The organism is Streptomyces sp. NPDC107521, assembly GCF_055598485.1.
Window position 1 is genome coordinate 182,162 of record NZ_JBVKAT010000004.1, and the last position, 21,097, is coordinate 203,258.

General features: G+C 76.2%; 14 protein-coding genes and 1 pseudogene. 10 read left to right on the forward strand and 5 right to left on the reverse strand.

Going from position 1 to position 21,097, the window contains the following annotated elements; translation table 11 throughout:
- Window positions 1–255: 255 nt before the first annotated feature.
- A complete protein-coding gene (locus ACZ7LB_RS08715; protein ID WP_471466366.1) occupies window positions 256–954 on the forward strand; it encodes a response regulator in 699 nt (232 codons plus the stop codon).
- Between the two features lie 198 nt (window positions 955–1,152).
- Here the strand turns inward: ACZ7LB_RS08715 and ACZ7LB_RS08720 are convergent, their stop codons facing one another.
- The 3 genes from ACZ7LB_RS08720 to ACZ7LB_RS08730 form a co-directional block, all read right to left on the reverse strand.
- Complete coding sequence (locus ACZ7LB_RS08720) at window positions 1,153–1,422, reverse strand: hypothetical protein (RefSeq protein ID WP_471466368.1); 270 nt, start codon at window positions 1,420–1,422, stop codon at window positions 1,153–1,155.
- Window positions 1,423–1,570: 148 nt separating this feature from the next.
- On the reverse strand, window positions 1,571–2,146 hold the full coding sequence (locus ACZ7LB_RS08725) for an RNA polymerase sigma factor (RefSeq protein WP_471466370.1): 576 nt from the start codon (window positions 2,144–2,146) through the stop codon (window positions 1,571–1,573).
- Between the two features lie 559 nt (window positions 2,147–2,705).
- On the reverse strand, window positions 2,706–3,731 hold the full coding sequence (locus tag ACZ7LB_RS08730; protein WP_471466371.1) for a Gfo/Idh/MocA family protein: 1,026 nt from the start codon (window positions 3,729–3,731) through the stop codon (window positions 2,706–2,708).
- Window positions 3,732–3,848: 117 nt separating this feature from the next.
- Here ACZ7LB_RS08730 and ACZ7LB_RS08735 point away from each other — a divergent pair, with 117 nt between their 5' ends.
- The 8 genes and pseudogenes from ACZ7LB_RS08735 to ACZ7LB_RS08770 all read left to right on the forward strand — a co-directional run.
- Window positions 3,849–4,598, forward strand: a complete 750-nt coding sequence (locus ACZ7LB_RS08735; protein WP_471466625.1) for a GntR family transcriptional regulator — start codon at window positions 3,849–3,851, stop codon at window positions 4,596–4,598.
- 332 nt (window positions 4,599–4,930) lie between these two features.
- On the forward strand, window positions 4,931–5,935 hold the full coding sequence (locus tag ACZ7LB_RS08740) for a sugar ABC transporter substrate-binding protein (RefSeq protein WP_471466373.1): 1,005 nt from the start codon (window positions 4,931–4,933) through the stop codon (window positions 5,933–5,935).
- Window positions 5,932–6,978 carry an ABC transporter permease gene (locus ACZ7LB_RS08745; RefSeq protein WP_471466374.1) on the forward strand — a complete coding sequence of 349 codons (1,047 nt, stop codon included), beginning with the start codon at window positions 5,932–5,934 and terminating at the stop codon, window positions 6,976–6,978. The genes ACZ7LB_RS08740 and ACZ7LB_RS08745 overlap by 4 nt, the downstream gene beginning before the upstream one ends.
- Window positions 6,975–7,772, forward strand: a complete 798-nt coding sequence (locus ACZ7LB_RS08750) for an ATP-binding cassette domain-containing protein (RefSeq protein WP_471466375.1) — start codon at window positions 6,975–6,977, stop codon at window positions 7,770–7,772. The genes ACZ7LB_RS08745 and ACZ7LB_RS08750 overlap by 4 nt, the downstream gene beginning before the upstream one ends.
- A gap of 211 nt (window positions 7,773–7,983) precedes the next feature.
- Window positions 7,984–9,132, forward strand: coding sequence for an ROK family glucokinase (locus tag ACZ7LB_RS08755; RefSeq protein ID WP_471466377.1), 1,149 nt, complete (start codon window positions 7,984–7,986; stop codon window positions 9,130–9,132).
- A gap of 167 nt (window positions 9,133–9,299) precedes the next feature.
- Window positions 9,300–9,809 carry a sugar kinase gene (locus ACZ7LB_RS08760; RefSeq protein WP_471466627.1) on the forward strand — a complete coding sequence of 170 codons (510 nt, stop codon included), beginning with the start codon at window positions 9,300–9,302 and terminating at the stop codon, window positions 9,807–9,809.
- Window positions 9,810–10,270: 461 nt separating this feature from the next.
- Window positions 10,271–13,231, forward strand: coding sequence for an SNF2-related protein (locus ACZ7LB_RS08765; protein WP_471466629.1), 2,961 nt, complete (start codon window positions 10,271–10,273; stop codon window positions 13,229–13,231).
- 2,135 nt (window positions 13,232–15,366) lie between these two features.
- Window positions 15,367–16,668: pseudogene (locus tag ACZ7LB_RS08770) on the forward strand (SWIM zinc finger family protein); the annotation flags it as partial.
- Between the two features lie 206 nt (window positions 16,669–16,874).
- On the opposite strand, the gene ACZ7LB_RS08775 reads toward ACZ7LB_RS08770, so the two are convergent.
- Entirely contained in the window at window positions 16,875–18,521 is a 1,647-nt protein-coding gene (locus ACZ7LB_RS08775; protein WP_471466378.1) for a flavin-containing monooxygenase, read from the reverse strand.
- 938 nt (window positions 18,522–19,459) lie between these two features.
- Between ACZ7LB_RS08775 and ACZ7LB_RS08780 the strand changes: the two genes are divergently transcribed.
- A complete protein-coding gene (locus ACZ7LB_RS08780) occupies window positions 19,460–20,014 on the forward strand; it encodes a hypothetical protein (protein ID WP_471466380.1) in 555 nt (184 codons plus the stop codon).
- Window positions 20,015–20,638: 624 nt separating this feature from the next.
- Here the strand turns inward: ACZ7LB_RS08780 and ACZ7LB_RS08785 are convergent.
- Window positions 20,639–21,028: a DUF302 domain-containing protein gene (locus ACZ7LB_RS08785; protein WP_471466381.1), complete on the reverse strand. Its 390-nt coding sequence runs from the start codon at window positions 21,026–21,028 to the stop codon at window positions 20,639–20,641.
- Window positions 21,029–21,097: the final 69 nt, after the last annotated feature.

Below are 21,097 nucleotides of genomic sequence, written 5' to 3' on the forward strand. Positions count from 1 at the left end.
CGGGCTCCGCGACTGACCGGCCGTCGGCCACCCGGCCCGCTCGGCTCCCTCCGGCCTCGGCCGACCCCGGCGTCCGGCGTCTGGTTCCGCGCCGTCCCGTCGACCGGGCCGCCTCGCGGGTGCCGACCGTTCCCGACGACCGGAGCGTTGCCACCGTTCCGGCCGACCGGGCCGTTCCCGTCGTCCCGCCGATCGGGCCGGTCGTCCCGGCCCTCCCGCCAACGGCCGTCCGCCCGCCGTGATTACGTTGGGGCCATGAACGCGATCAGACTCCTGCTCGTCGACGACGACCCCCTCGTGCGGGCCGGGCTGTCCTTCATGCTGGGCGGCGCCGACGACATCGAGGTGGTCGGGGAGGCAGCCGACGGCCACGAGGTCGGGGCACTCGTCGACCGCACCCGGCCCGACGTGGTCCTCATGGACATCCGCATGCCTGCGGTGGACGGACTGACCGCCACCGAACGGCTGCGGGCGCGCGCGGACGCGCCGCAGGTGATCGTGCTCACCACCTTCCACGCCGACGAGCAGGTGCTGCGCGCCCTGCGCGCCGGAGCCGCCGGGTTCGTCCTCAAGGACACCCCGCCCGCCGAGATCATCGAGGCGGTGCGCCGGGTCGCGGCCGGGGACCCCGTGCTGTCGCCCGCCGTGACCCGGCGGCTGATGGAGCGGGTGGCCGGGAGCGCGGCCGACACCCGCCGCGAGCACGCCCGGGAGCGCATGGCCGCGCTCAACGAGCGCGAGCGCGAGGTCGCCGTGGCGGTCGGCCGGGGCCTCGCCAACGCCGGGATCGCGGGTGAGCTGTTCATGAGCGTCGCCACGGTGAAGACCCATGTCTCCCGCGTCCTGGCCAAGCTCGGCCTGGACAACCGCGTCCAGATCGCCCTCCTCGTCCACGACGCCGGTCTCCTCGACGGCACCCCGCACGACGAGGGCCCGCACGGCACCGCCCGCTGACGACGAGGACGTACGGCGGGCGCTCCCGGCGGGCGGGACGGACCGGCACGGGACCTCGCCCGGCCCCGGGCGGGGCGGGCCCGCCCCGGACCGCCCCGCCCCGCCTCCCATCACCGGGCCGACCGGGCCGAGCGGGCCGACCCGGCCGAGCGGGCCCGCCCCGCCCCGCTTCGGTGGGCCCCTGCCGCGCGTCCCGGGTCAGACCCCCGCCCGCCGCTCCTCCCCGGGCGGTTTGGCCGTCTCTCCCGCCCGCTCCAGCCCGCACCTCCCGTCCGCGCAGGACCGGCGCAGGCGACCGGCCGACACCGTCTCGACGAGGCCGAGGGTCCAGCACATCGGGCAGCCGCGCAGCGCGACCACGCCGACCGGCACGAGCAGCAGACTCACCGGGCCGACGGCGGGCAGCAGCGCCAGCCCGCCGGCGAGCGCGCCGAACCCGAGGGCGCCACGGGCCAGATGACGCGGCACCGAGGCACTTCCGAAGCCGCCGGCCGCCGGACGCCCGGCGCGGGACCGCCCGTCGCGGGACCCGGCGGCGCGGGCCGGGGCCGGACGGAACGTGGCGGTGCGGGACCCGGAAGCACCGGGCCGGGCGGTGCCGTCCGCCGGGCCGGGATCAGATGCCGTCACCGGTTGCTCCCCTCCCGCCGCTCTCCTCGCCCAGCGTCTCCCGCACCGTCCGCCGCGCCCGGTGCAGCCGGGACTTCATCGCGGCGGTGCTGAGCCCGAGCCGGTCCGCGACCGTCCGGCCGGGCAGGCCCTGGATGTCGCGCATGACCAGCACGCGCCGCTGGTCGTCGGGGAGGGCGGCGACGGCGTCGGCGACCCGTTCCGCCTCCAGCCGCAGCAGGACGTCCTCCTCGGCGGAGGGCGCGGTGCCCCCGGCGGCACCGGGTTCCGCGGACGGCCCGCGCGGGCGCAGCGCGCGGGCCCGGCGCAGGCACTCGTTGCGGACGATCCGGAACATCCACGAGGCCAGCGCCCCGGAGGCGCGCAGCATGCCGATCTTCCGGTAGAGGATGATCAGCGCCTCCTGCGCGGCGTCCTCGGCGTCCTGCGGGGTGGCGCACAGCGAGTGCGCGAACCGGTGGACGTGCGGGTAGGAGCCGTGGACGAGCGTGGCCAGCGCCTCGGAGTCGCCGCCCTGCGCCGCGGTGACCAGGGGCGCGTCGGGCCAGGTGCGGTCAGCCACGCCGCCGCCCCCGGCGGCGCAGCAGGGTGACGGCGCACGCGCACAGCAGCAGCGCGGCGGCCACCGCGGTGATGACGGCGGTGGTGGTGCTCATGGGTCCTCCCCAGGGGACACGTGACGGACGCGGTTCGTCCGTTCCCCCATGAGAGGCACGGGGACACGGAAAGGATTCGGCCCACTCACCGGCGCCCCCACCCGCCACGGTCCCGTCCGCCGCCACGGTCCTCCCGTCCCCGTCCGCCGTCGCCGTCCTGTCCGCCGCGGCCCTTCCGCCCCGCCGGACACCGCCGTGCGACACGGCCCGGATCATGGACCACTCCGGCAGAGAGTCGGGCCCGCCGGACACCGCCCGCCGGACCGTGCCCCGGAAGCCCCAAGCAGTCCCCGGACACCCGCGACGCACCCACGGGCATCGCGAAGCCTCCCGGGCCGCCGGACCGGACGCCTCCGCCGTACACCGCCGCCGGGAACCCCCGCCCGCACTACCGCGCCCGCCGCGACCGCGCGGGGCCGCCGCCCCGGGGCTCCGCCCGGCCCCGCGTCCCGCGCGCCCCGGCGCTCAGTCGCGTAACGCCGCGCCCGCCGCCCCCGGCACCTCCGCCAGCCGTACCGGCCGGCGTTCGCGCCGCGACATCTCGCACGCCTCCGCGATCCGCAGGGCCTGGAGCGCCGCGTGTCCGTCGCACGGGTTGTCCCGCTCGCCCCGTACCAGCTCCACGAACGCGGTCAGTTCCGCCTCGTACGCCGGGCCGAAGCGCTCCAGGAACCCCGTCCACGGCTTGTCCGCCGCCGGGGGCCCGGTCGGCTCGGTCGACGCGATCGGCGTGCGGTCGTCCAGCCCCACGACGATCTGGTCCAGCTCCCCGGCCAGCTCCATGCGGACGTCGTACCCCGCCCCGTGCAGCCGGGTCGAGGTGACCGTCGCCAGCGTGCCGTCGTCCAGCGTCAGCAGCGCCGCCCCGGTGTCCACGTCGTCCGACTCCCGGAACATCCCCGGCCCGCCGTCGGACCCGGCGGCGTACACGTCGGTGACCTCCCGCCCGGTGATCCAGCGCAGGGCGTCGAAGTCGTGGATCAGGGTGTCCCGGAAGAGGCCGCCGGACTGGGCCAGGTAGGCGGGCGGCGGCGGTGCCTGGTCGCTGGTGACCGCCCGCACGGTGTGCAGCCGGCCGAGCCGCCCCGACCGCACCGCCTCCCGCGCCCCCGCGTAGCCCCTGTCGAAGCGCCGCTGGAAGCCCATCTGGAGGATCGTGCCGGCGGCGGCCACCTCGTCGAGGGCGTGCAGCGTGCCCGCCAGGTCGGCCGCGACGGGCTTCTCGCAGAACACCGGCAGCCCCGAGCGCGCCGCCCGCCCGATCAGCTCGGCGTGGGCCGAGGTGGCCGTCGTGATCACCACCGCGTCGACGCCCCAGTGGAAGATCTCGTCCACGCCCGGTGCCGCCGTCTCGCCCAGCCGGTGCGCCAGTTCCTGCGCGCGCGACCGGTCGGCGTCGGTCAGGATCAGGGACCCGACGTCGCGGTGACGGCTGAGCGTGTTGGCGTGGACGGTGCCGATCCGGCCCGTACCGATGACCCCGATGCGCATGGAAACAAAGTGGGCTCACAGCCGGGCCGCTGTCAATGTGTATGTCCGGACAACCGGACTGCACGACTTCCCGTCAACAGGGCGTGGGGCTACGCTCGGCGGGTGCCGAAACCAACCGTGGACCCGACGGCAGCGCTCGACCTCCGAGTGGACCGCAGCAGTCCGGTCCCGCTGTACTTCCAGCTCGCGCAGCGGTTGGAGGCGGCGATCGAACACGGCGCCCTGACCCCCGGCAGCCTCCTGGGCAACGAGATCGACCTGGCCGCGCGGCTCGGCCTGTCCCGCCCCACCGTCCGCCAGGCGATCCAGTCCCTCGTCGACAAGGGCCTCCTGGTGCGCCGCCGCGGCGTCGGCACCCAGGTGGTGCACAGCCAGGTCAAACGCCCGCTGGAGCTGAGCAGCCTCTACGACGACCTGGCCGCCGCCGGCCGCCGCCCCTCCACGAACGTGCTGGTCAACACCGTCGTCGACGCCACCGCCGAGGTCGCCGCCGCCCTGGGCGTCCCCGAGGGCGGCGATGTGCACCGCCTGGAACGGCTGCGCCTGGCGCACGGCGAGCCGGTCGCCTACCTCTGCAACCACCTGCCCCCCGGCCTCCTCGACCTGGACACCGGGCAACTGCGCGCCACCGGCCTCTACCGCCTGCTGCGCGGCGCCGGGATCACCCTGCACAGCGCCCGCCAGTCCATCGGCGCCCGAGCCGCCGCCCCGGCCGAGGCCGAGCGGCTGGACGAACCGGAGGGCGCCCCCCTGCTCACCATGCGGCGCACCACCTACGACGACACCGGACGCGCCGTCGAGTTCGGCACGCACCTGTACCGGCCCTCCCGCTACTCCTTCGAGTTCCAGCTCCTCGTACGGCCCTGACCCGCCCGTCCGCCAGAGCCCGTCCCGTCCCGGCCCCCGCCCCGGCGCCCCGGCTCCCGGGCCCCCGCCCCGGCGCCCCGGCTCCCGGGCCCCGGGTCCGGCCCCCGGGCCGCGGTCCCGGACGGCGGCCCCGCGCACCGTGGAGGTTCGTCTCAATGTCCGGACAATATGACCCGTCGGTGCTCCCCTGGGCGGAACCACAGGTTCCGGTGTCGGAGAATGGAGCGTTCGGGATTTCCCGCGACCGGCTCCGCCCGGCACCGGGACCCCACGCCGACCGGGTCCCGGCACCCGGCGGCACGGCACGGCACGGCAAGAAGGGGCACGGCCTCGTGGCACGTTTTCGGACATGGGCGGGCATCGCACTGGCAGGGGCGCTGACGCTGTCCCTGGCCGGGTGCAGCAGCACCGGCGGCAAGCGCGCCGAGGACGCCCGCAGGGCGGCGGCGGCCCAGGGACGGGCGGCGGTGGACACCCCCCGCTGGACCTTCGCCATGATCACCCACTCGGGCGATGGCGACACCTTCTGGGACATCGTCCAGAGCGGCGCCGAACAGGCCGCCGTCAAGGACAACATCAACTTCCTGTACTCCCACGACGACGAGGCCCAGCAGCAGGCCCAGCTCGTCGACGCGGCCGTCGACAAGAAGGTCGACGGGATCATCGTCACCCTCGCCAAGCCCGACGCGATGAGGTCCGCCCTCGACCGCGCCCGGAAGGCCGGCATCCCCGTGATCACCGTGAACTCCGGCTCCGAGGAGTCCAGGGAGTTCGGCGCCCTCACCCACATCGGCCAGGACGAGACCGTCGCCGGCGAGGCGGTCGGCGAGGAGCTCAACGCCCGGGGCCGCGAGCGGGCCGTGTGCGTCCTGCACGAACAGGGCAACGTCGGTCACGAGCAGCGCTGCGACGGCGTCGAGAAGAGCTTCGACGGCACCCTCCAGCGGCTCTACGTCAACGGCACCAACATGCCCGACACCCAGTCCGCCATCGAGGCCAAGCTCCAGAGCGACCGGTCCGTCGACGCCGTCGTCACCCTCGGCGCGCCCTACGCCGACACCGCCGTCAAGGCCCGCGAGGGCGCGGGCAGCAAGGCCGAGATCGACACCTTCGACCTCAACGCCAAGGTCGTCGCCGGGCTCCGGTCCGGCGCCCTGGGCTTCGCCGTCGACCAGCAGCCCTACCTCCAGGGCTACGAGGCCGTCGACCTGCTCTGGCTGTACAAGTACAACGCGGACGTCCTCGGCGGCGGGCGCCCGGTCCTCACCGGCCCCCAGATCGTCAGCGAGGACGACGCCGCCGCCCTCGCCGACCACACGGAGCGGGGCACCCGATGAGCGCCCCCGCGCCGGTGCGGGACACCGGGGGGCGGACCGCGCCCCACGCCGCCCCGCTGCGCAGACTGCTGGGCCGCCCCGAGCTGGGCTCCGTCGTCGGCGCCGTCGCCGTCTTCGCCTTCTTCGTGGTCTTCGCCGACGGCTTCCTGCGCCCCGCCAGTCTCGCCACCGTCCTCTACGCCGCCTCCACCATCGGCATCATGGCGGTGCCCGTGGCGCTGCTGATGATCGGCGGCGAGTTCGACCTGTCCGCGGGCGTCCTGGTGACCTCGTCGGCGCTGGTCTCGTCGATGTCCAGCTACCAGATGACCGCCAACGTCTGGGTCGGCGTCGGCGTCTCGCTGCTGGTCACCCTCGCCATCGGCGCCTTCAACGGCCTGATGCTCACCCGCACCGGGCTGCCCAGCTTCATCATCACGCTCGGCACCTTCCTGATGCTGACCGGCGTGAACCTGGGCCTCACCAAGCTCGTCGGCGGCACCGTCTCCACCAAGTCCATCGCCGACATGGAGGGCTTCCCCGCCGCCCGCGACGTGTTCGCCTCCACGCTCACCGTCGGCGGTGTCGGCTTCAAGGTCACCATCCTCTGGTGGCTCGCCCTGGTCGCCGTCGCGAGCTGGATCCTGCTGCGCACCCGCGCCGGGAACTGGATCTTCGCCGTCGGCGGCGACAAGGAGGCCGCCCGCGCGGTCGGCGTCCCCGTGACCCGCACCAAGGTCGGCCTCTACATGGGCGTCGGCCTCGGCGCCTGGATCTCCGGCCAGCACCTGCTCTTCTCGTACGACGTCGTCCAGTCCGGCGAGGGCGTCGGCAACGAGCTGATCTACATCATCGCCGCCGTCATCGGCGGCTGCCTGATCACCGGCGGTTACGGCAGCGCCGTCGGCTCGGCGGTCGGCGCCCTCATCTTCGGCATGACCAGCAAGGGCATCGTCTTCGCGGAGTGGAACCCGGACTGGTTCAAGTTCTTCCTCGGAGCGATGCTGCTCCTCGCGACCCTGCTCAACGCCTGGGTCCGCAAGCGGGCGGAGGCCACCGCATGACGCAGCGCACCGACGGCCGTACGCCCCTCGTGGAACTGACCGACGTCAGCAAGCACTACGGCCACGTCCGCGCCCTGGAGGGGGTGTCCCTCACCGTCCACGCCGGGGAGATCACCTGTGTCCTGGGCGACAACGGCGCGGGCAAGTCCACCCTCATCAAGATCATCGCGGGGCTGCACCGGCACGACGGCGGCACCCTCGCCCTCGACGGGGAGGAGACCCGCCTCGGCTCCCCGCGCGAGGCCCTGGACCGGGGCATCGCCACCGTCTACCAGGACCTCGCCGTGGTCCCGCTCATGCCGGTCTGGCGGAACTTCTTCCTCGGCTCCGAGCCGCGCCGGGGTGTCGGCCCGTTCCGGCGGCTCGACGTCGACCACATGCGCCGCACCACCCACGCGGAACTGCTGCGCATGGGCATCGACCTGCGCGACGTCGACCAGCCCATCGGCACCCTCTCCGGCGGCGAACGCCAGTGCGTGGCCATCGCCCGCGCGGTGCACTTCGGCGCGAAGGTCCTCGTCCTCGACGAGCCCACGGCCGCGCTCGGCGTCAAGCAGTCCGGCGTCGTCCTGAAGTACGTGTCCGCCGCCCGCGACCAGGGCCTGGGCGTCGTCCTGATCACCCACAACCCGCACCACGCCTATCTGGTGGGCGACCGCTTCGTCCTGCTGAAGCGCGGCACCATGGTCGGCAACCACGAACGCGACGACATCACCCTGGACGAACTGACCCGCCAGATGGCGGGCGGCTCGGAACTGGACGCCCTGCGCCACGAGCTCCAGCGGGAGGACTGAGGCCGCGGCGGAACGGTCGGCGTGGCCCTCCGGGACGGTCGGCGGGGCCTTCCGGGAGGGCCGGAAAACCGGGGTGCGCGGGGGACCGCGCGCCCCGCGCCGGCATGCCCGCGGCCCCGCCCGACGCGTCCGCGCCGGGCGGCCGGTCCACCCCGCCCCGGCAGGGGAAGCGTTCGGCCCCGGACACCTCCGTGCGGCACAATCGCACCCGATGAGCACCTATCGCGACCTCACCGCCCCCATCGGTTCCCGCCGCGCCCCGGTCCTGCGCACCGTGGGCACCAGGGAACGCCGCTCACACCTCTCCGCCCCCCGGGTGCCGACCGTCGGCATCGACATCGGCGGCACCAAGGTCATGGCGGGCGTCGTGGACGCCGACGGCAACATCCTGGAGAAGCTGCGCGCGGAGACCCCGGACAAGTCCAAGAGCCCCCGGGTCGTCGAGGACACCATCGTCGAGCTGGTGCTCGACCTCTCCGACCGGCACGACGTGCACGCCGTCGGCATCGGCGCGGCCGGCTGGGTCGACGCCGACCGCAACCGGGTCCTGTTCGCCCCCCACCTCTCCTGGCGCAACGAACCGCTGCGCGACCGCCTCGCGGGCCGCCTCGCCGTCCCCGTGCTCGTCGACAACGACGCCAACGCCGCCGCCTGGGCCGAGTGGCGCTTCGGCGCCGGACGCGACGAGGACCACCTCGTCATGATCACCCTGGGCACCGGCATCGGCGGCGCGATCCTGGAGGACGGCCGGGTCAAGCGCGGCAAGTACGGGGTCGCGGGAGAGTTCGGCCACATGCAGGTCGTCCCCGGCGGACACCGCTGCCCCTGCGGCAACCGGGGCTGCTGGGAGCAGTACAGCTCCGGCAACGCCCTGGTGCGGGAGGCCCGCGAGCTGGCCGCCGCCGACTCCCCGGTGGCGTACGGGATCATCGAGCACGTCAGAGGGAACACCGGCGACATCACCGGCCCGATGATCACCGAGCTGGCCCGGGGCGGCGACGCCATGTGCGTCGAGCTGCTCCAGGACATCGGCCAGTGGCTCGGCGTCGGCATCGCCAACCTCGCCGCGGCCCTCGACCCCTCCTGCTTCGTGATCGGCGGCGGCGTCAGCGCGGCCGACGACCTGCTGATCGGCCCCGCGCGGGACGCCTTCAAGCGCCAGCTCACCGGGCGCGGCTACCGCCCCGAGGCCCGGATCGTCCGCGCCCAGCTCGGCCCCGAGGCCGGCATGGTCGGCGCCGCCGACCTGGCCCGGCTGGTCGCCCGCCGCTTCCGCCGCGCCAAACGGCGCCGGGTGGAACGCCATGAGCGCTACGAGCGGTACGCGGAGGCCCGCGACACGGCCCGGGAGTCGCTGTGACGGGCTCGACCGGCCGCCGGAACGGGCTGCCGCAGCAGTCCGGGGCCGCGCCCCGGGACGAGGACCCGCACGGGCCCCCGGACGGCGCGGACGCCACCGGCACCCGGGACACCCCGGACACGCCCGGCGCGCCCCGGGCGGAGCGCCCGCCGGAGGACCGGCGGCACATGATCCGCCGCCGCGCGCTCACCCTGCTGACCATCGTGCTGCTGATCGGCGTCCCGGCCGGCTATCTGGTGATCTCCGCCAACCAGAGCCGCAGCAGCGGGCGGGACAAGGAGGCGAAGTACGCCGCCACCGGCCTGACCGAGGGCTGGCCGTCGAAGCTCCAGCGGCGCATCTACGAGGTGCCCGTCCCGGTGCCGTCCGAAGAGGTCGCCCACTACGAGACGAACAACTGGCGCACCAGCCGCCTCTACGTCCAGTTCGAGACGACCGCCGCCGGGCTGGACGCCTTCCTCGCCGGGGTGGGCGTCGGACGGGACGCCCTGGACGAGGGCGTGATCGCCGTCAACGACCGCGCCCGGGAGGTGGCCGGGTGGGAGTTCGACGGTCCGGGCGACTGGTGGGGACTGGCCCACGTCCAGGAGAACCCTCGGCCCACCCAGGACATCGTCGTGAACATGGCCGACCCGGACTATCCGATGGTCTACGTGGTCTCTCACACGGTGCCGTGAGCGGGTGCGGCGGTGCGGAGACCGTGCGGCGCGGGATCGCCGTGCGGTGCCGGAGGCGTCGGCGTCCGGCGGCGGTGGGGCCCACCGGGCGGTGACGCCGGACTCCGGACGGTGATACCCGCCCCCGGACGGCGGGGACGGCGGGGACGGCGGGGACGGCGGGGTACAGGGCGGCCCGGGTGGTCGTCCGGGGCGGGCGCGGAAGCGCCTCCGGGCAGGCCCTTCTCCGGAGGGTTCGGGATGTCGTCGCGGTCCTGACGGCGCCGTCCCACCCGGCAGGCCCGGTGCCCCCCCGGCACGCCCGGCACTCCCCGGAAGGTCCGGCCGCCCCGGCCGTCTCCACGCCCCGGAGCGCCCCGCTGCCCCCGCCGCTCCCGGAGGCCGTCGGGGCCGGTTGTCGGACCCCGCCCGTAGAGTCGGAGACGACTGATCCGACGGAGGGCCGGGAGGTGACACAACGTATGCGGGACATGGCGGTGACCGGGACGGACGCCACCGGCCGGGCGGCGGGCGCGGCGGCCGGGCGCGGCCACGGGCACCGTCCCGCGCGCGCGGCGGAGCGGGCGGCGGGCGGCGCCCCGGCCGCGGAGTCCGTGCCGCCCGGGCTCGCCGCCGTGTTCCTGCCCGCCCCGCTCCCGCGCGACGGCCGGATCGCCTTCTGGGACCCGGCGGACGCCCCCGGCCCGCCCGCCGGGGACGGGGAGATCACCGTCGTCCGCCCGCACGGCTCCTCCGTACGGCGCCGGACCACCCCCGCGCTCTCCCTGCCCGTCGCCGAGGCGCTGCCCCTGCTGGTGCGCGCCCGCCGCGATCCGGCCGCGCACCCGGCCACCGCCTGCTGGGGCGCCGCCGCGCTGCACGCCCTGCGGCTGACGGCGCGCGGGCGGCTGCTGCCCGGCCTGACGCCCGACGGCCACGACGCCTGGCGCGCCGGGCCGCTGGACCCGGAGGACCTGGCGCATCTGCGCGCGGTCGCCGCCGCCCTGCCCCCGGAGGGCCACGCCGTGCCGCTGGCCGGCCCCGGGCCGATCCGGCTGCCGGAGCCGGAGGCGCTGATGCGGTCCTTCCTCGACGCCGTCGCGGACACCCTGCCCCGCACCCCCGCCGCCCCCCACGCCTGCGGGCGCCCCTTCGCCGGGCCCGGGGCCCACCGCCTGCCCGGCGCGCGGGACTGGGCCGCGGAGGTCGCCGCCGGCATGGACGCGGGCGTGCGGATCTCGCTCCGCCTCGACCTCTCCGCGTACGACGTCTTCGACGGGGAGGCCGAGCGCCGGGACGCGGCGGGCGGGGGCGCCGCCGCGCGCGGCGCCGGGGCGGCCGTCGTCCAGGTGCACAGCCTCGCCGACCCCACGCTGGTGGCCGACGCCGCCGACCTCTGGTCGGGCGCCGCCGACGCCGCCTTCGGCCCCCGCGCCCGGGTGGACACCGCCCTCGCGGTGCGCCGGGCCGCCCGGACCTGGCCGCCGCTGGACCGGCTCACCGAGCAGGACGTGCCGGACGTGCTGAGCCTGTCCGCACCGGAGGTCGTCGATCTGCTCGGCGTGGCGGCCACCCGCCTCGCCGCGGCCGGGGTCGCCGTGCACTGGCCCCGGGACCTGGCCCAGGACCTCACCGCGGCCGCCGTCGTGCGCCCCGCACCCGGCTCCGCCACCGACGGCACCGGCTTCTTCGAGAGCACCGACCTGCTGAGCTTCCGCTGGCAGCTGGCGCTCGGCGGCGACCCGCTCACCGAGGCCGAGATGGACACCCTGGCCGAGGCCCACCGGCCGGTCGTGCGGCTGCGCGACCGGTGGGTCCTGGTCGATCCCGAGCTGGTCCGCCGGGCCCGCAGGCGCGACCTCGGCCTGCTCGACCCGGTCGACGCCCTGGCCGTCGCCCTCACCGGCAGCGCCGAGACCGACGGAGAGACGGTCGAGGTGGTGCCCGAGGGCGCCCTGGCCGCCCTGCGCGACCGGCTGACGGCGGGCGTCCGGCCCGCCGAGCCGCCCCCCGGCCTGCGCGCGACGCTGCGCGACTACCAGCTGCGCGGGCTGGCCTGGCTGGAGCTGATGACCTCCCTCGGCCTCGGCGGCTGCCTCGCCGACGACATGGGGCTGGGCAAGACGGTCACCGTCATCGCGCTGCACCTGAAGCGGGCGCGGACCGAGCCCACCCTCGTGGTCTGCCCCGCCTCCCTGCTGGGCAACTGGCAGCGGGAGATCACCCGCTTCGCCCCCGGCGTGCCCGTCCGCCGCTTCCACGGCGCCGACCGCTCCCTGGACGGCCCGGACGGCGGCTTCGTCCTCACCACCTACGGCACCATGCGGTCCGCCGCGTCCGACCTGGCCGAACGGGGCTGGGGCATGGTCGTCGCCGACGAGGCGCAGCACGTCAAGAACCCCCACTCCGCCACCGCCAGGGCCCTGCGCACCATCCCGTCGCCCGCGCGGGTCGCGCTCAGCGGCACCCCGGTCGAGAACAACCTCTCCGAGCTGTGGGCCCTGCTCGACTGGACGACCCCCGGTCTGCTCGGCCCCCTCAAGTCCTTCCGCGCCCGGCACGCCCGTGCCGTGGAGAACGGCGAGGACGGGGAGGCCGTGGAGCGGCTCGCCCGGCTGATCCGCCCCTTCCTGCTGCGCCGCCGGAAGTCCGACCCCGGCATCGTGCCCGAGCTGCCGCCGAAGACCGAGACGGACCACCCGGTCCCGCTCACCCGCGAGCAGGTGGCGCTGTACGAGGCGGTGGTCCGCGAGTCGATGCTCGCCATCGAGACGGCCGGGGGCATCGCCCGCCGGGGCCTGGTGCTGAAACTCCTCACCTCGCTCAAGCAGATCTGCGACCACCCGGCGCTGTTCCTCAAGGAGGCGCACGGCAAGGGAGCGGCGGCCGGGGCCGCGGGGGAGAGCACGGCCGCCCGCTCGGGCAAACTCGCCCTGCTGGACGAGCTGTTGGACACGGTGCTCGCGGAGGACGGCTCGGTCCTGGTCTTCACCCAGTACGTCGGCATGGCCCGGCTGATCACCGCGCACCTGACCGCCCGCGCGGTCCCCGTCGACCTGCTGCACGGCGGTACGCCGGTGGCGGAGCGGGAGCGCATGGTGGACCGCTTCCAGAGCGGGGCGACCCCCGTGCTGGTCCTGTCCCTCAAGGCCGCGGGAACCGGCCTCAACCTCACCCGCGCGGGCCATGTCGTGCACGTCGACCGCTGGTGGAACCCGGCCGTCGAGGAGCAGGCCACCGACCGTGCCTACCGCATCGGCCAGACCCAGCCGGTGCAGGTCCACCGCCTCATCACCGAGGGCACGGTGGAGGACCGCATCGCCGAGATGCTCGAAGCCAAGCGGGCCCTGGCCGACGCCGTCCTCGGCACCGGCGAGTCCGCGCTCACCGAGCTGACCGACCGCGAGCTGACCGATCTGGTGTCCCTGCGGAGGCCGTCATGACCCCCCGCCCGGCCGACGCCGCCCGTGCGGCCCTGCGCGCGGCGCGGGGGGAGGCACCGCCCCCGTCGGCTCCGCCGCCGTCCCCTCCGATCGCCCCGGCGGATCGTGACGCGTTGACGCAGGCCGGTGGCGAGGAGTCGGAGGAGCCGGGGACACCGGCCCGGCCGGAGGCGGAGGCGCCCGGGGCGTCGTCCGGGTCCGTGCGTCCCGACGCGCGGCGTCCGGCCGACGCGGCCCGCGCGGCCCTGCGCCGTGCTCGTGGCGCCCAGCGGATGCCCGGCCCCGACGCGGGTGCCGACGCCGGCGCCGGGCCGTCCGGCGATGCGGCGATGGCGGTAGCGGCCGCGCCGTCCCCGGCCGACCGCGAGGACGTTCCGGCCGCCGCACCCGATCCGGAGGGGGCGCGGACCGGCGCGGACCGGGCCCGGGGGACCGGTGGCGCGGGATCCGTCCATGGGACCGGTGCCGTGCGCGGCGCCGCGGTCGGCACGGAGGGCCTGCGGTCCCCGGCCGTTGGCGACGGCGGGGCCGGAGCCTCGGTCGCGCGGGGCGGGCCGGGGGCCGGGGCGGCGACCGAGGGGATCACCGACGGGACGGAGCCGACCAGGGCGTCTTCGCCTGTCGCCGATGCCGATGCCGATGCCGATGCGGTGGCGGGCGGGGCGGGGTCGCGCCCGGCGCCCGGTGCGGAGGCCGAAGCCGCCGGGGCACCGGCGGACCACCGCACCGCCGTACCCGCCCCGGTCGTCGGGGCGCGGGGCGGCCGCCCCGGGGACGCGGCGCGCGAGGCGTTGCGGGAGGCCCGGCGGAAGGCGTCGGCGGAGAAGGACGCGGCGGAAGCGGGGCGGGGGCGGCGTTCCCGCCGTACGGCCGCCGGACCCGGACACCGGGGCGGCGGTCTCCGGGGCGGTGCTCCCCATGGCGACGCGCGGGCCCGTGAGGTGCGCGAGGCGCTGGCGGACGCCTTCCGGCTGCCCTGGGACAAGGAGGCCGCCTCGGCCAACGGCGCCGCCGCGGTGGCGGCTTCGGCCGGAACGGCGACTCCGCGGGGGGAGGGCCCCGGGGCCGAGGGCTTCGCCGCCGGGGGCCCCGGCCCCGAGGCGGCGGCACAGAGCCCTGCGGTCCGCCCGCCCCGGGGGCGGAATCCGGACGGTGCCCTGAGCCCGCCGGTGTCCGAGCCGTGGCGCGGTTCGGGCGCTCCCGGGCGCGGCGCGACCGGTTCGGAGCACACGCCGGTCAACAGGCTTCTCAGGGGCACCGGTTCGAATCCGGCAGGGGGTCCCGGGCTTCTCGACGGGCCTGGTTCGGAGCATGGTTCCGGCTCCGGGGAGCGGGGCGCGGACGGCTCCGAGCGGAATCCGGAGCCCCGGCCCGGGCCGGTGGAGGCACCCGGGGGCGATCACGGGACCGGTTCCGAGCCCGGGGCTTCCGGCTCCGAGCCCGGGTGCGGAACCAGGGCCAGGCGCGGGGCAGGAGCCGATTCCGGACCGGGTTCCGGAGGTGGCCCCGGCGGTGAAGTCCGGTCCGGTTCCGAGTTCGGGTCCTCGCCCTCCGCGTCCGGCTTCGCGCCCCGGGCGAAGGGCTGGACCGGCGACGGGTCCGGGGCTGCGCCCGGGGGCGATCACGGGACCGGTTCCGAGCCCGGGGCTTCCGGTTCCGAGCCCGGCTTCCTGTCGTGGGCCGGGGGCTGGGCTGAGGCTGAGAGCGGGCCGGATTCCGGGGTTGAGCCCGGTTTCGACGAGCATGGGGCTGGTTCCGAGCCCGGGGTCGCGCCCTGGGACAGGGGCGGGTCCGGAGACGAGTCCGGACCGGAGTCGGGAGCCGAACCCGTGGGCGGACACGGGTCCGAAACCATGCCGGAGCCGGAGCCTGGTCCTGTGGCCGGAGCCGCGGCCGGGGCCGGCGCTCAGGCCGGCACCGGGCACCGGTCCGGCCTCCGGGCCTCTGGTATCGCCGATCCCGGAAACCGCCCCCCGCGCGAGGCGTCCCGGGCGGCCTGTCCCGCGCCCCGGCCCGGGTCCCCGGCGGCCGATGGCACCTCCCGGTCCGGGTCCCCGGCGGCGGATACGGCGTCACCGCCCCGTTCCCGTGCCGCCCGTGGCGCGGTGCCGCCCCGGGCGGAGCAGTCGGCCGTACCGGCGGCCCCCCGCGCGCCCCGTTCCATGGCGGCCCCGGACCGGGACGGCGACCTGCGCCGCACCTTCCCCGCCTTCCCGCCCCGAGAGGCGCCGGGAGAGGACGGATTCGCCGCGACGTGGTGGGGCGCGGCGTGGGTGCGGGCGCTGGAGGACGGCGCGCTCGACCCCCGGCGGCTCGCGCGGGGCCGGGGATACGCCGAGCGGGGACACGTCGACGCCGTCACCGTGACCCCCGGCCACGTCCTGGCGTACGTCCAGGGCGCCCGGCCCCGCCCGTACCGCGTCCAGGTCCGGCTGCGCACGCTCGACGACACCGACTGGGACCGGTTCCTGGACGCCGCCACCGAGCGGCCGGGCCACATCGCCGCCCTGCTCGACAAGGAACTGCCGCACTCCCTCGCCGACTGCGGGGTCCCGCTCCTGCCCGGCCCCGGCGACCTCGTCCCGCAGTGCAACTGCCCCGACTCCGGCCACCCCTGCAAGCACGCCGCCGCCCTCTGCTACCAGACGGCACGCCTGCTCGACGCCGACCCGTTCGTCCTCCTGCTGCTGCGCGGCCGGGGCGAGCGCGGGCTGCTCGACACCCTGTCCCGCCGCAGTGCCGCCCGCGCGGCGCGGGACGCGTCGGACCGGTCGGCGCGACCGCCCGGCGTCCGGGCCGCCGACGCGCTGGCCGGGCGTCCGCTCCCGCCGCTGCCGCCCCCGCTGCCCGCGCCGCCGCACCCCGAGCAGCCGCCCGCCTTCCCGGCCTCCCCGGACGGCCCGGACCCGTTCGCGCTGGACCAGTTGGCCACGGACGCCGCCGCCCGCGCGCACGCGCTGCTGACCACGGGCCGCGACCCGGTCGGCGGGCTGACGCTGTGGCAGGACGCCGTCCGCCTCGCCGCCGCCCGCCCCGGGTCGGGACTCACCGCGGGCAGCCGCGCGCTCTACGCTGACCTGGCCCGCGCCACCGGCCGCGGCACCCCCGAGCTGGCCCGCGCGGTGGCCGCCTGGCGGCAGGGCGGTCCGGAGGGCCTCGCCACCCTGGAGGACCCGTGGGACCCCCCGGCCGGCCGCTTCGACCGTGCCCGCCCCCTGCTGCTCGCCGCCGGGCACCCCGCCTTCCGGCCCTGGCGCAACCACCTCACCCACCCCCAGGGCCACCTCCAGCTCCGCCTCGGCCGCACGGGGCTGTGGTACGCCTACGAGTCCGAGCCGGGCCGCGACGACTGGTGGCCCAGGGGCGCTCCCGACCTCGACCCGGCCGACGCCCTGACCGGCCCCGGCGGCCCCGCCGAGTACCCCGGAGAGGACTGACCCGGGGGCGCGCCGTCGTGCCACGGGTGAGCGTCACCAGGCCCGATCCGACGGAAGGCCGCCTCGTGGGCCTGAGCTGGGAGCCGGGCCGGCCCCCTCCCCGGTGCCGGCCCGCCCGTGCGACGGGGGCGGCCGGCCCCGGGGAAGGCGGCCACGCGCGCCGGGCGGCGTTCGCCGCCCGGCGCGCACGGTGGCGCACGGGAGGTCTACTCGATGCGGAATCCCGGGTATCCGGCCGCCGCGACGTCCGCGCACTTGCGGCGGTAGGCCCCGGCACCGCCGGTGTAGGAGAGCATGCGGCGGGGCTTGCCGGGGATGTTGGCCCCCATGTACCAGGACGCCGTGCGGGTCAGCAGCATGGCGTTCGCCGTCTCCTCGTGGTGGTCGACCCACGCCTGCTCGGTCTCCGCGGTGGGTTCGATGACCGAGGCTCCGGTGCCGCGCAGATGGCCGATGGCGTCCGAGATCCACTCCGTCTGCTGCTGCAGACAGGTCGTCATGTTGCACAGCGCGGCGGCCGGGGCGAGGGGCGCCCCGGCGGTGAGGAGGTTGGGGTAGCCGTGGACGGCGAGCCCCATCGTCGTGCGGATGTCGTGACCCCACTCCTCCCGGAGGCTGCGCCCGTCCCGTCCGCGCAGGTCGATGCGGGTCAGGGCGCCGGTCCCGGCGTCGAACCCGATGGCCATGATGATCACGTCGACGGCGTGCACCGAGCCGTCGGCCAGTTCGATCCCCTCGGGGACGAAGCGGGTGATGGGGTTGTCGGCCACGCCCACGAGTTCCACGTTGTCGCGGTGGTAGGTCTCCAGGTAGCCGTTCTCCAGGGGGACCCTGCGCTCGCCGAATCCGTAGTCCCTGGGCACCAGCAGGTCGATCAGCCGCTCGTCCCGCAGGCGTTCGCGCATCTTCTCGCGGACGAACTCCGATACCTCCTCGTTGACGTCGGCCTCGAAGAAGGTCTCGCCGAATCCCGCCAGCCACAGCTTGAGGGACCCGTCCTGGTAGACCTCCTCCAGGATGTCCCGCCGCTGCCGGGGGGTGCACTCGGCCCAGGTGTGGGTGAAGTCGTACTCGAAGCCGGTGAAGGTCTCGGGCAGCGTGCCGCGCAGTTCCTCGAAGCGGTCCTTGTACGCCGCCACCTCGGACGGACCGTAGGAGGGGTTCTTCATGGGCAGGACGTACTGCGGGGTGCGGGCGAGGACGGTGAGCCGGTCCACCTGGTCGGCGATGGTCTGGACGACCTGGATGCCCGTCGCCCCGGTGCCGATCACCGCGACCTTCCTGCCCCGCAGTTCCACCCCCTCGCGCGGCCAGCGCGCGGTGTGCACGACGGGACCGTGGAAGGTGTCCTGCCCCGGGAACCATTCGTCGAGCGGCGCGGAGAGCATGCCCGCGCAGCTCACCAGGAACTGGGTGTCGACCGTGTCGCCCCGGTCGGTGCGCACGGTCCAGCGCCCCCGGCCCTCGTCGAAGTGCGCGCTGGTCACGGTGGTGGAGAGGGATATGTGGGGGCGCAGGTCCAGGGTGTCGGCGACGTAGTGCATCCACCGCTCGACCTCGCCCTGGTCGGGGAACCGCCTGCTCCAACTCCAGTCCTTGTAGAGGGATTCGGAGAACAGGTACTGGTAGATGTACGCCTCGCTGTCGAAGCGCGCCCCGGGGTACCGGTTCCAGCACCAGGTCCCGCCGACGTCGTCGGCGCTGTCGAACGCCCTGACCCGCAGTCCCTGCCGGCGGAGCTGGTGCAGTTGGTACAGGCCGGCCACACCGGCACCGACGACGACGGCGTCCAGCTCGACGGGTTGCCCGTCCTCGGCGGGGGCGGTGGTGGAAGGACTCTGCGCGTGCGTCATGTTGACCTCCGGAAGAGTGCTGCGGGAGAGGGAAGGGGGACGGGCGGCCGGGCGGAACCGGGCGGGGTGACGGAGCGTCAGAGGCGCCGGTGATGCCGCGGTGCCCCGCGTGTGCCGGTCCGGACGGACGGGGCGGGCGGTCTCCACGGGCGATCCGTGGCCGCGGGGACGACGGGGTTCCCGAAGTGGCCTGCTGAGAAAGGGCGTTCGGCTCGGAACGGCACCCTGGGCCGCAGCCGTCCGCGCGGTCCGTGAAGGGCCGGGGCGGGGGAGACGCGGCCGGTTCCCGGGGTGGGAGCCGCCGGAGCCCTGCCGGGGAACGGCGTTGAGCGGGTGCTCGGCGCCGAGGAGGCGGGCGGCGGAGCCTCGGAGGGCGGACGTCCTCCGGGCGGACGCCGCCGCGTGGTGGACCCCGGGTCCGGGGCTCGTCGGAGGGCCCGCGGACTCCTCGGGGCGTCGCTCGCCGAGGGCGAGTCGGCGCGGCCGGGTGCGACCGGTGCCGGAACCTCCGGAGCGGAGCGGATTCGTACCATAGGACCCCTGTTGTTCACCTGCTGGAGTGCGGCACGTGCCGACCAGGGACATTCGGCTACAGCCGGCGGCCGTTGTCGAGACGACGTCCGGCCAAGGGTGAAGTGTCCGAATCACCGCGCGGTCGGCCGGTTCGACGGAAACGGCGGATTCGGGCCGGTCCGGAACACCGGCCGACGGAGTGCGGGCACGGCACGGCACGGACCGGGCGGGGTGGGGTGGGCCGGACCGGCGGGCCGGGGCCCCGGCCCGCCGGTCCGGCCCCGTTCCGGCGGGCCGTCACGAAGCTCAGGCCGTTCCGAGGCGGGTGCCCCCGCCGCCGGGCCTGCTCCCGTCGGGGCGTCCGGACCCGGGACCGGCCGATATCCCCTCGCGCGGGACCGGCGCGGGCGGGCACCCTGATCCCCATGGACCAGGCGGAAGTGCTCCTCATCGGCGGCCGGGCCGGGGCCGGCAAGACGACCGTGGGATGGGAGGTCTCGGCGCTGCTGCGGGCCGCGGCGGTCGCCCACGCGGTCGTCGACGGCGACTTCATGGGCCAGGTGCATCCGGCGCCGGAGGGGGACCCGGACCGCTCGGAGATCGCCGAGTGCAATCTCACCGCGGTGTGGGCCAACTTCGCGCGACGCGGCCACCGTCGGCTGGTCTACACGAACACGCTCAGCGTGCTGCCCGAGACGGCCGGCATGTTCCGGCGGGCCATGGGGGAGGAGGTGCGCGTCGTGCGCGTCCTCCTCACCGCGTCCGACGCGACCGTCCACGAGCGGCTGACGCGCCGTGAACTCGGCTCGGAGCTGGAAGCGGAACTGGAGGGCAGCGTCCGTAAGGCGCGGCTGCTGGACCGGCGCGTTCCCGCGGGGACGGTGCGGGTGGCGACGGACGGGAGGGCCGTCGCCGCCATCGCGCGCGAGGTCGTGGCCGCCACCGGATGGGCCGGACGGTGTGCCGTGCCCGGGGCCTGACCCGCCTCCGCGTGCCGTTCCGGGGACCGGGGAGCGGGGGCCGTCGCCGTCGGGCACCTGCGTGCGCGAACGGGGACCTCTCCCGGCGGCCGTGGGGCGAGCCGGGGATTCCGCCCGTCGGGGGAGCCCGAAGCGCCGACGGGCGCGGCACGGAACGCGATGTCCGTCCGGGACGGCGTGACACCGTTCCCGGGCGGGGGAGTTCGCGCTCGTGCCGTTCATGCCCGAGCCGGTGTCCGGCGATGGTTCCCGACCGGGCCCGGCGGTGGCGGACCCGCCCGCCTCCCGGTGCGGGACGACACCGGCGCGCAGGCCGGCTCCTCGCGCTTCCCGGAGGCGTGACGGGGTGATGACGCCGCCCGGAGAGGCCACTGGGCGTCGACGCGGCCCGGAGGGAGCGGCGCGGCGATGAGGCGGCGCGGGGCAACCGGCGCGGGACGCCGACGCCGCGCGGGAGCAACGGCGGGGGTGGGGCGGCCCGGCAACCGGGGGGCGGTGAGGCGCGCCGCCCGGAGGCACCGGCGGAACGGTGACGCGGCCCGGGGCGGCCAGGACCCGTGGCCCCGGACCCGTGGCCCCGGACCGGTGGCCCCGGACCGGTGGTCCCGTACCGGCCTTCCGGTCTCAGCCCGTCAGCGAGGCCAGGGCCCTGGTCAGACGCTCGGCGGCCTCGCCCGCGACCGGGTCCAGCTCCGCGCGTCCGGTGACCTGGACCAGCAGGGCCGGGTCCATCGCCTCCACGACGACGCCCTCGGGCACGGCGCGCACCGTGACGTTGCAGGGCAGGAGGAGGCCGATCCGCCGCTCGACGCCGAGAGCGCGGTGGGCCAGGGCGGGGTTGCAGGCGCCGAGGATGAGGTACTCCTCCATCTCCTCGCCGAGCTTCTCCTTCATCGTGGCCCGCACGTCGATCTCGGTCAGGACGCCGAAGCCCTCCTCGGCGAGTGCCGCGCGGACCCTCTCCACCGTGTCCGTGAAGGGGGCTTCGAGCGTGACGGTGATCCCGAACTCCATGTCTGCACTCCAGGTCGAACGATCGTGAACAGCGGGCGTCCGGACGCGGCGACGCCGGTCGGTGCGCGG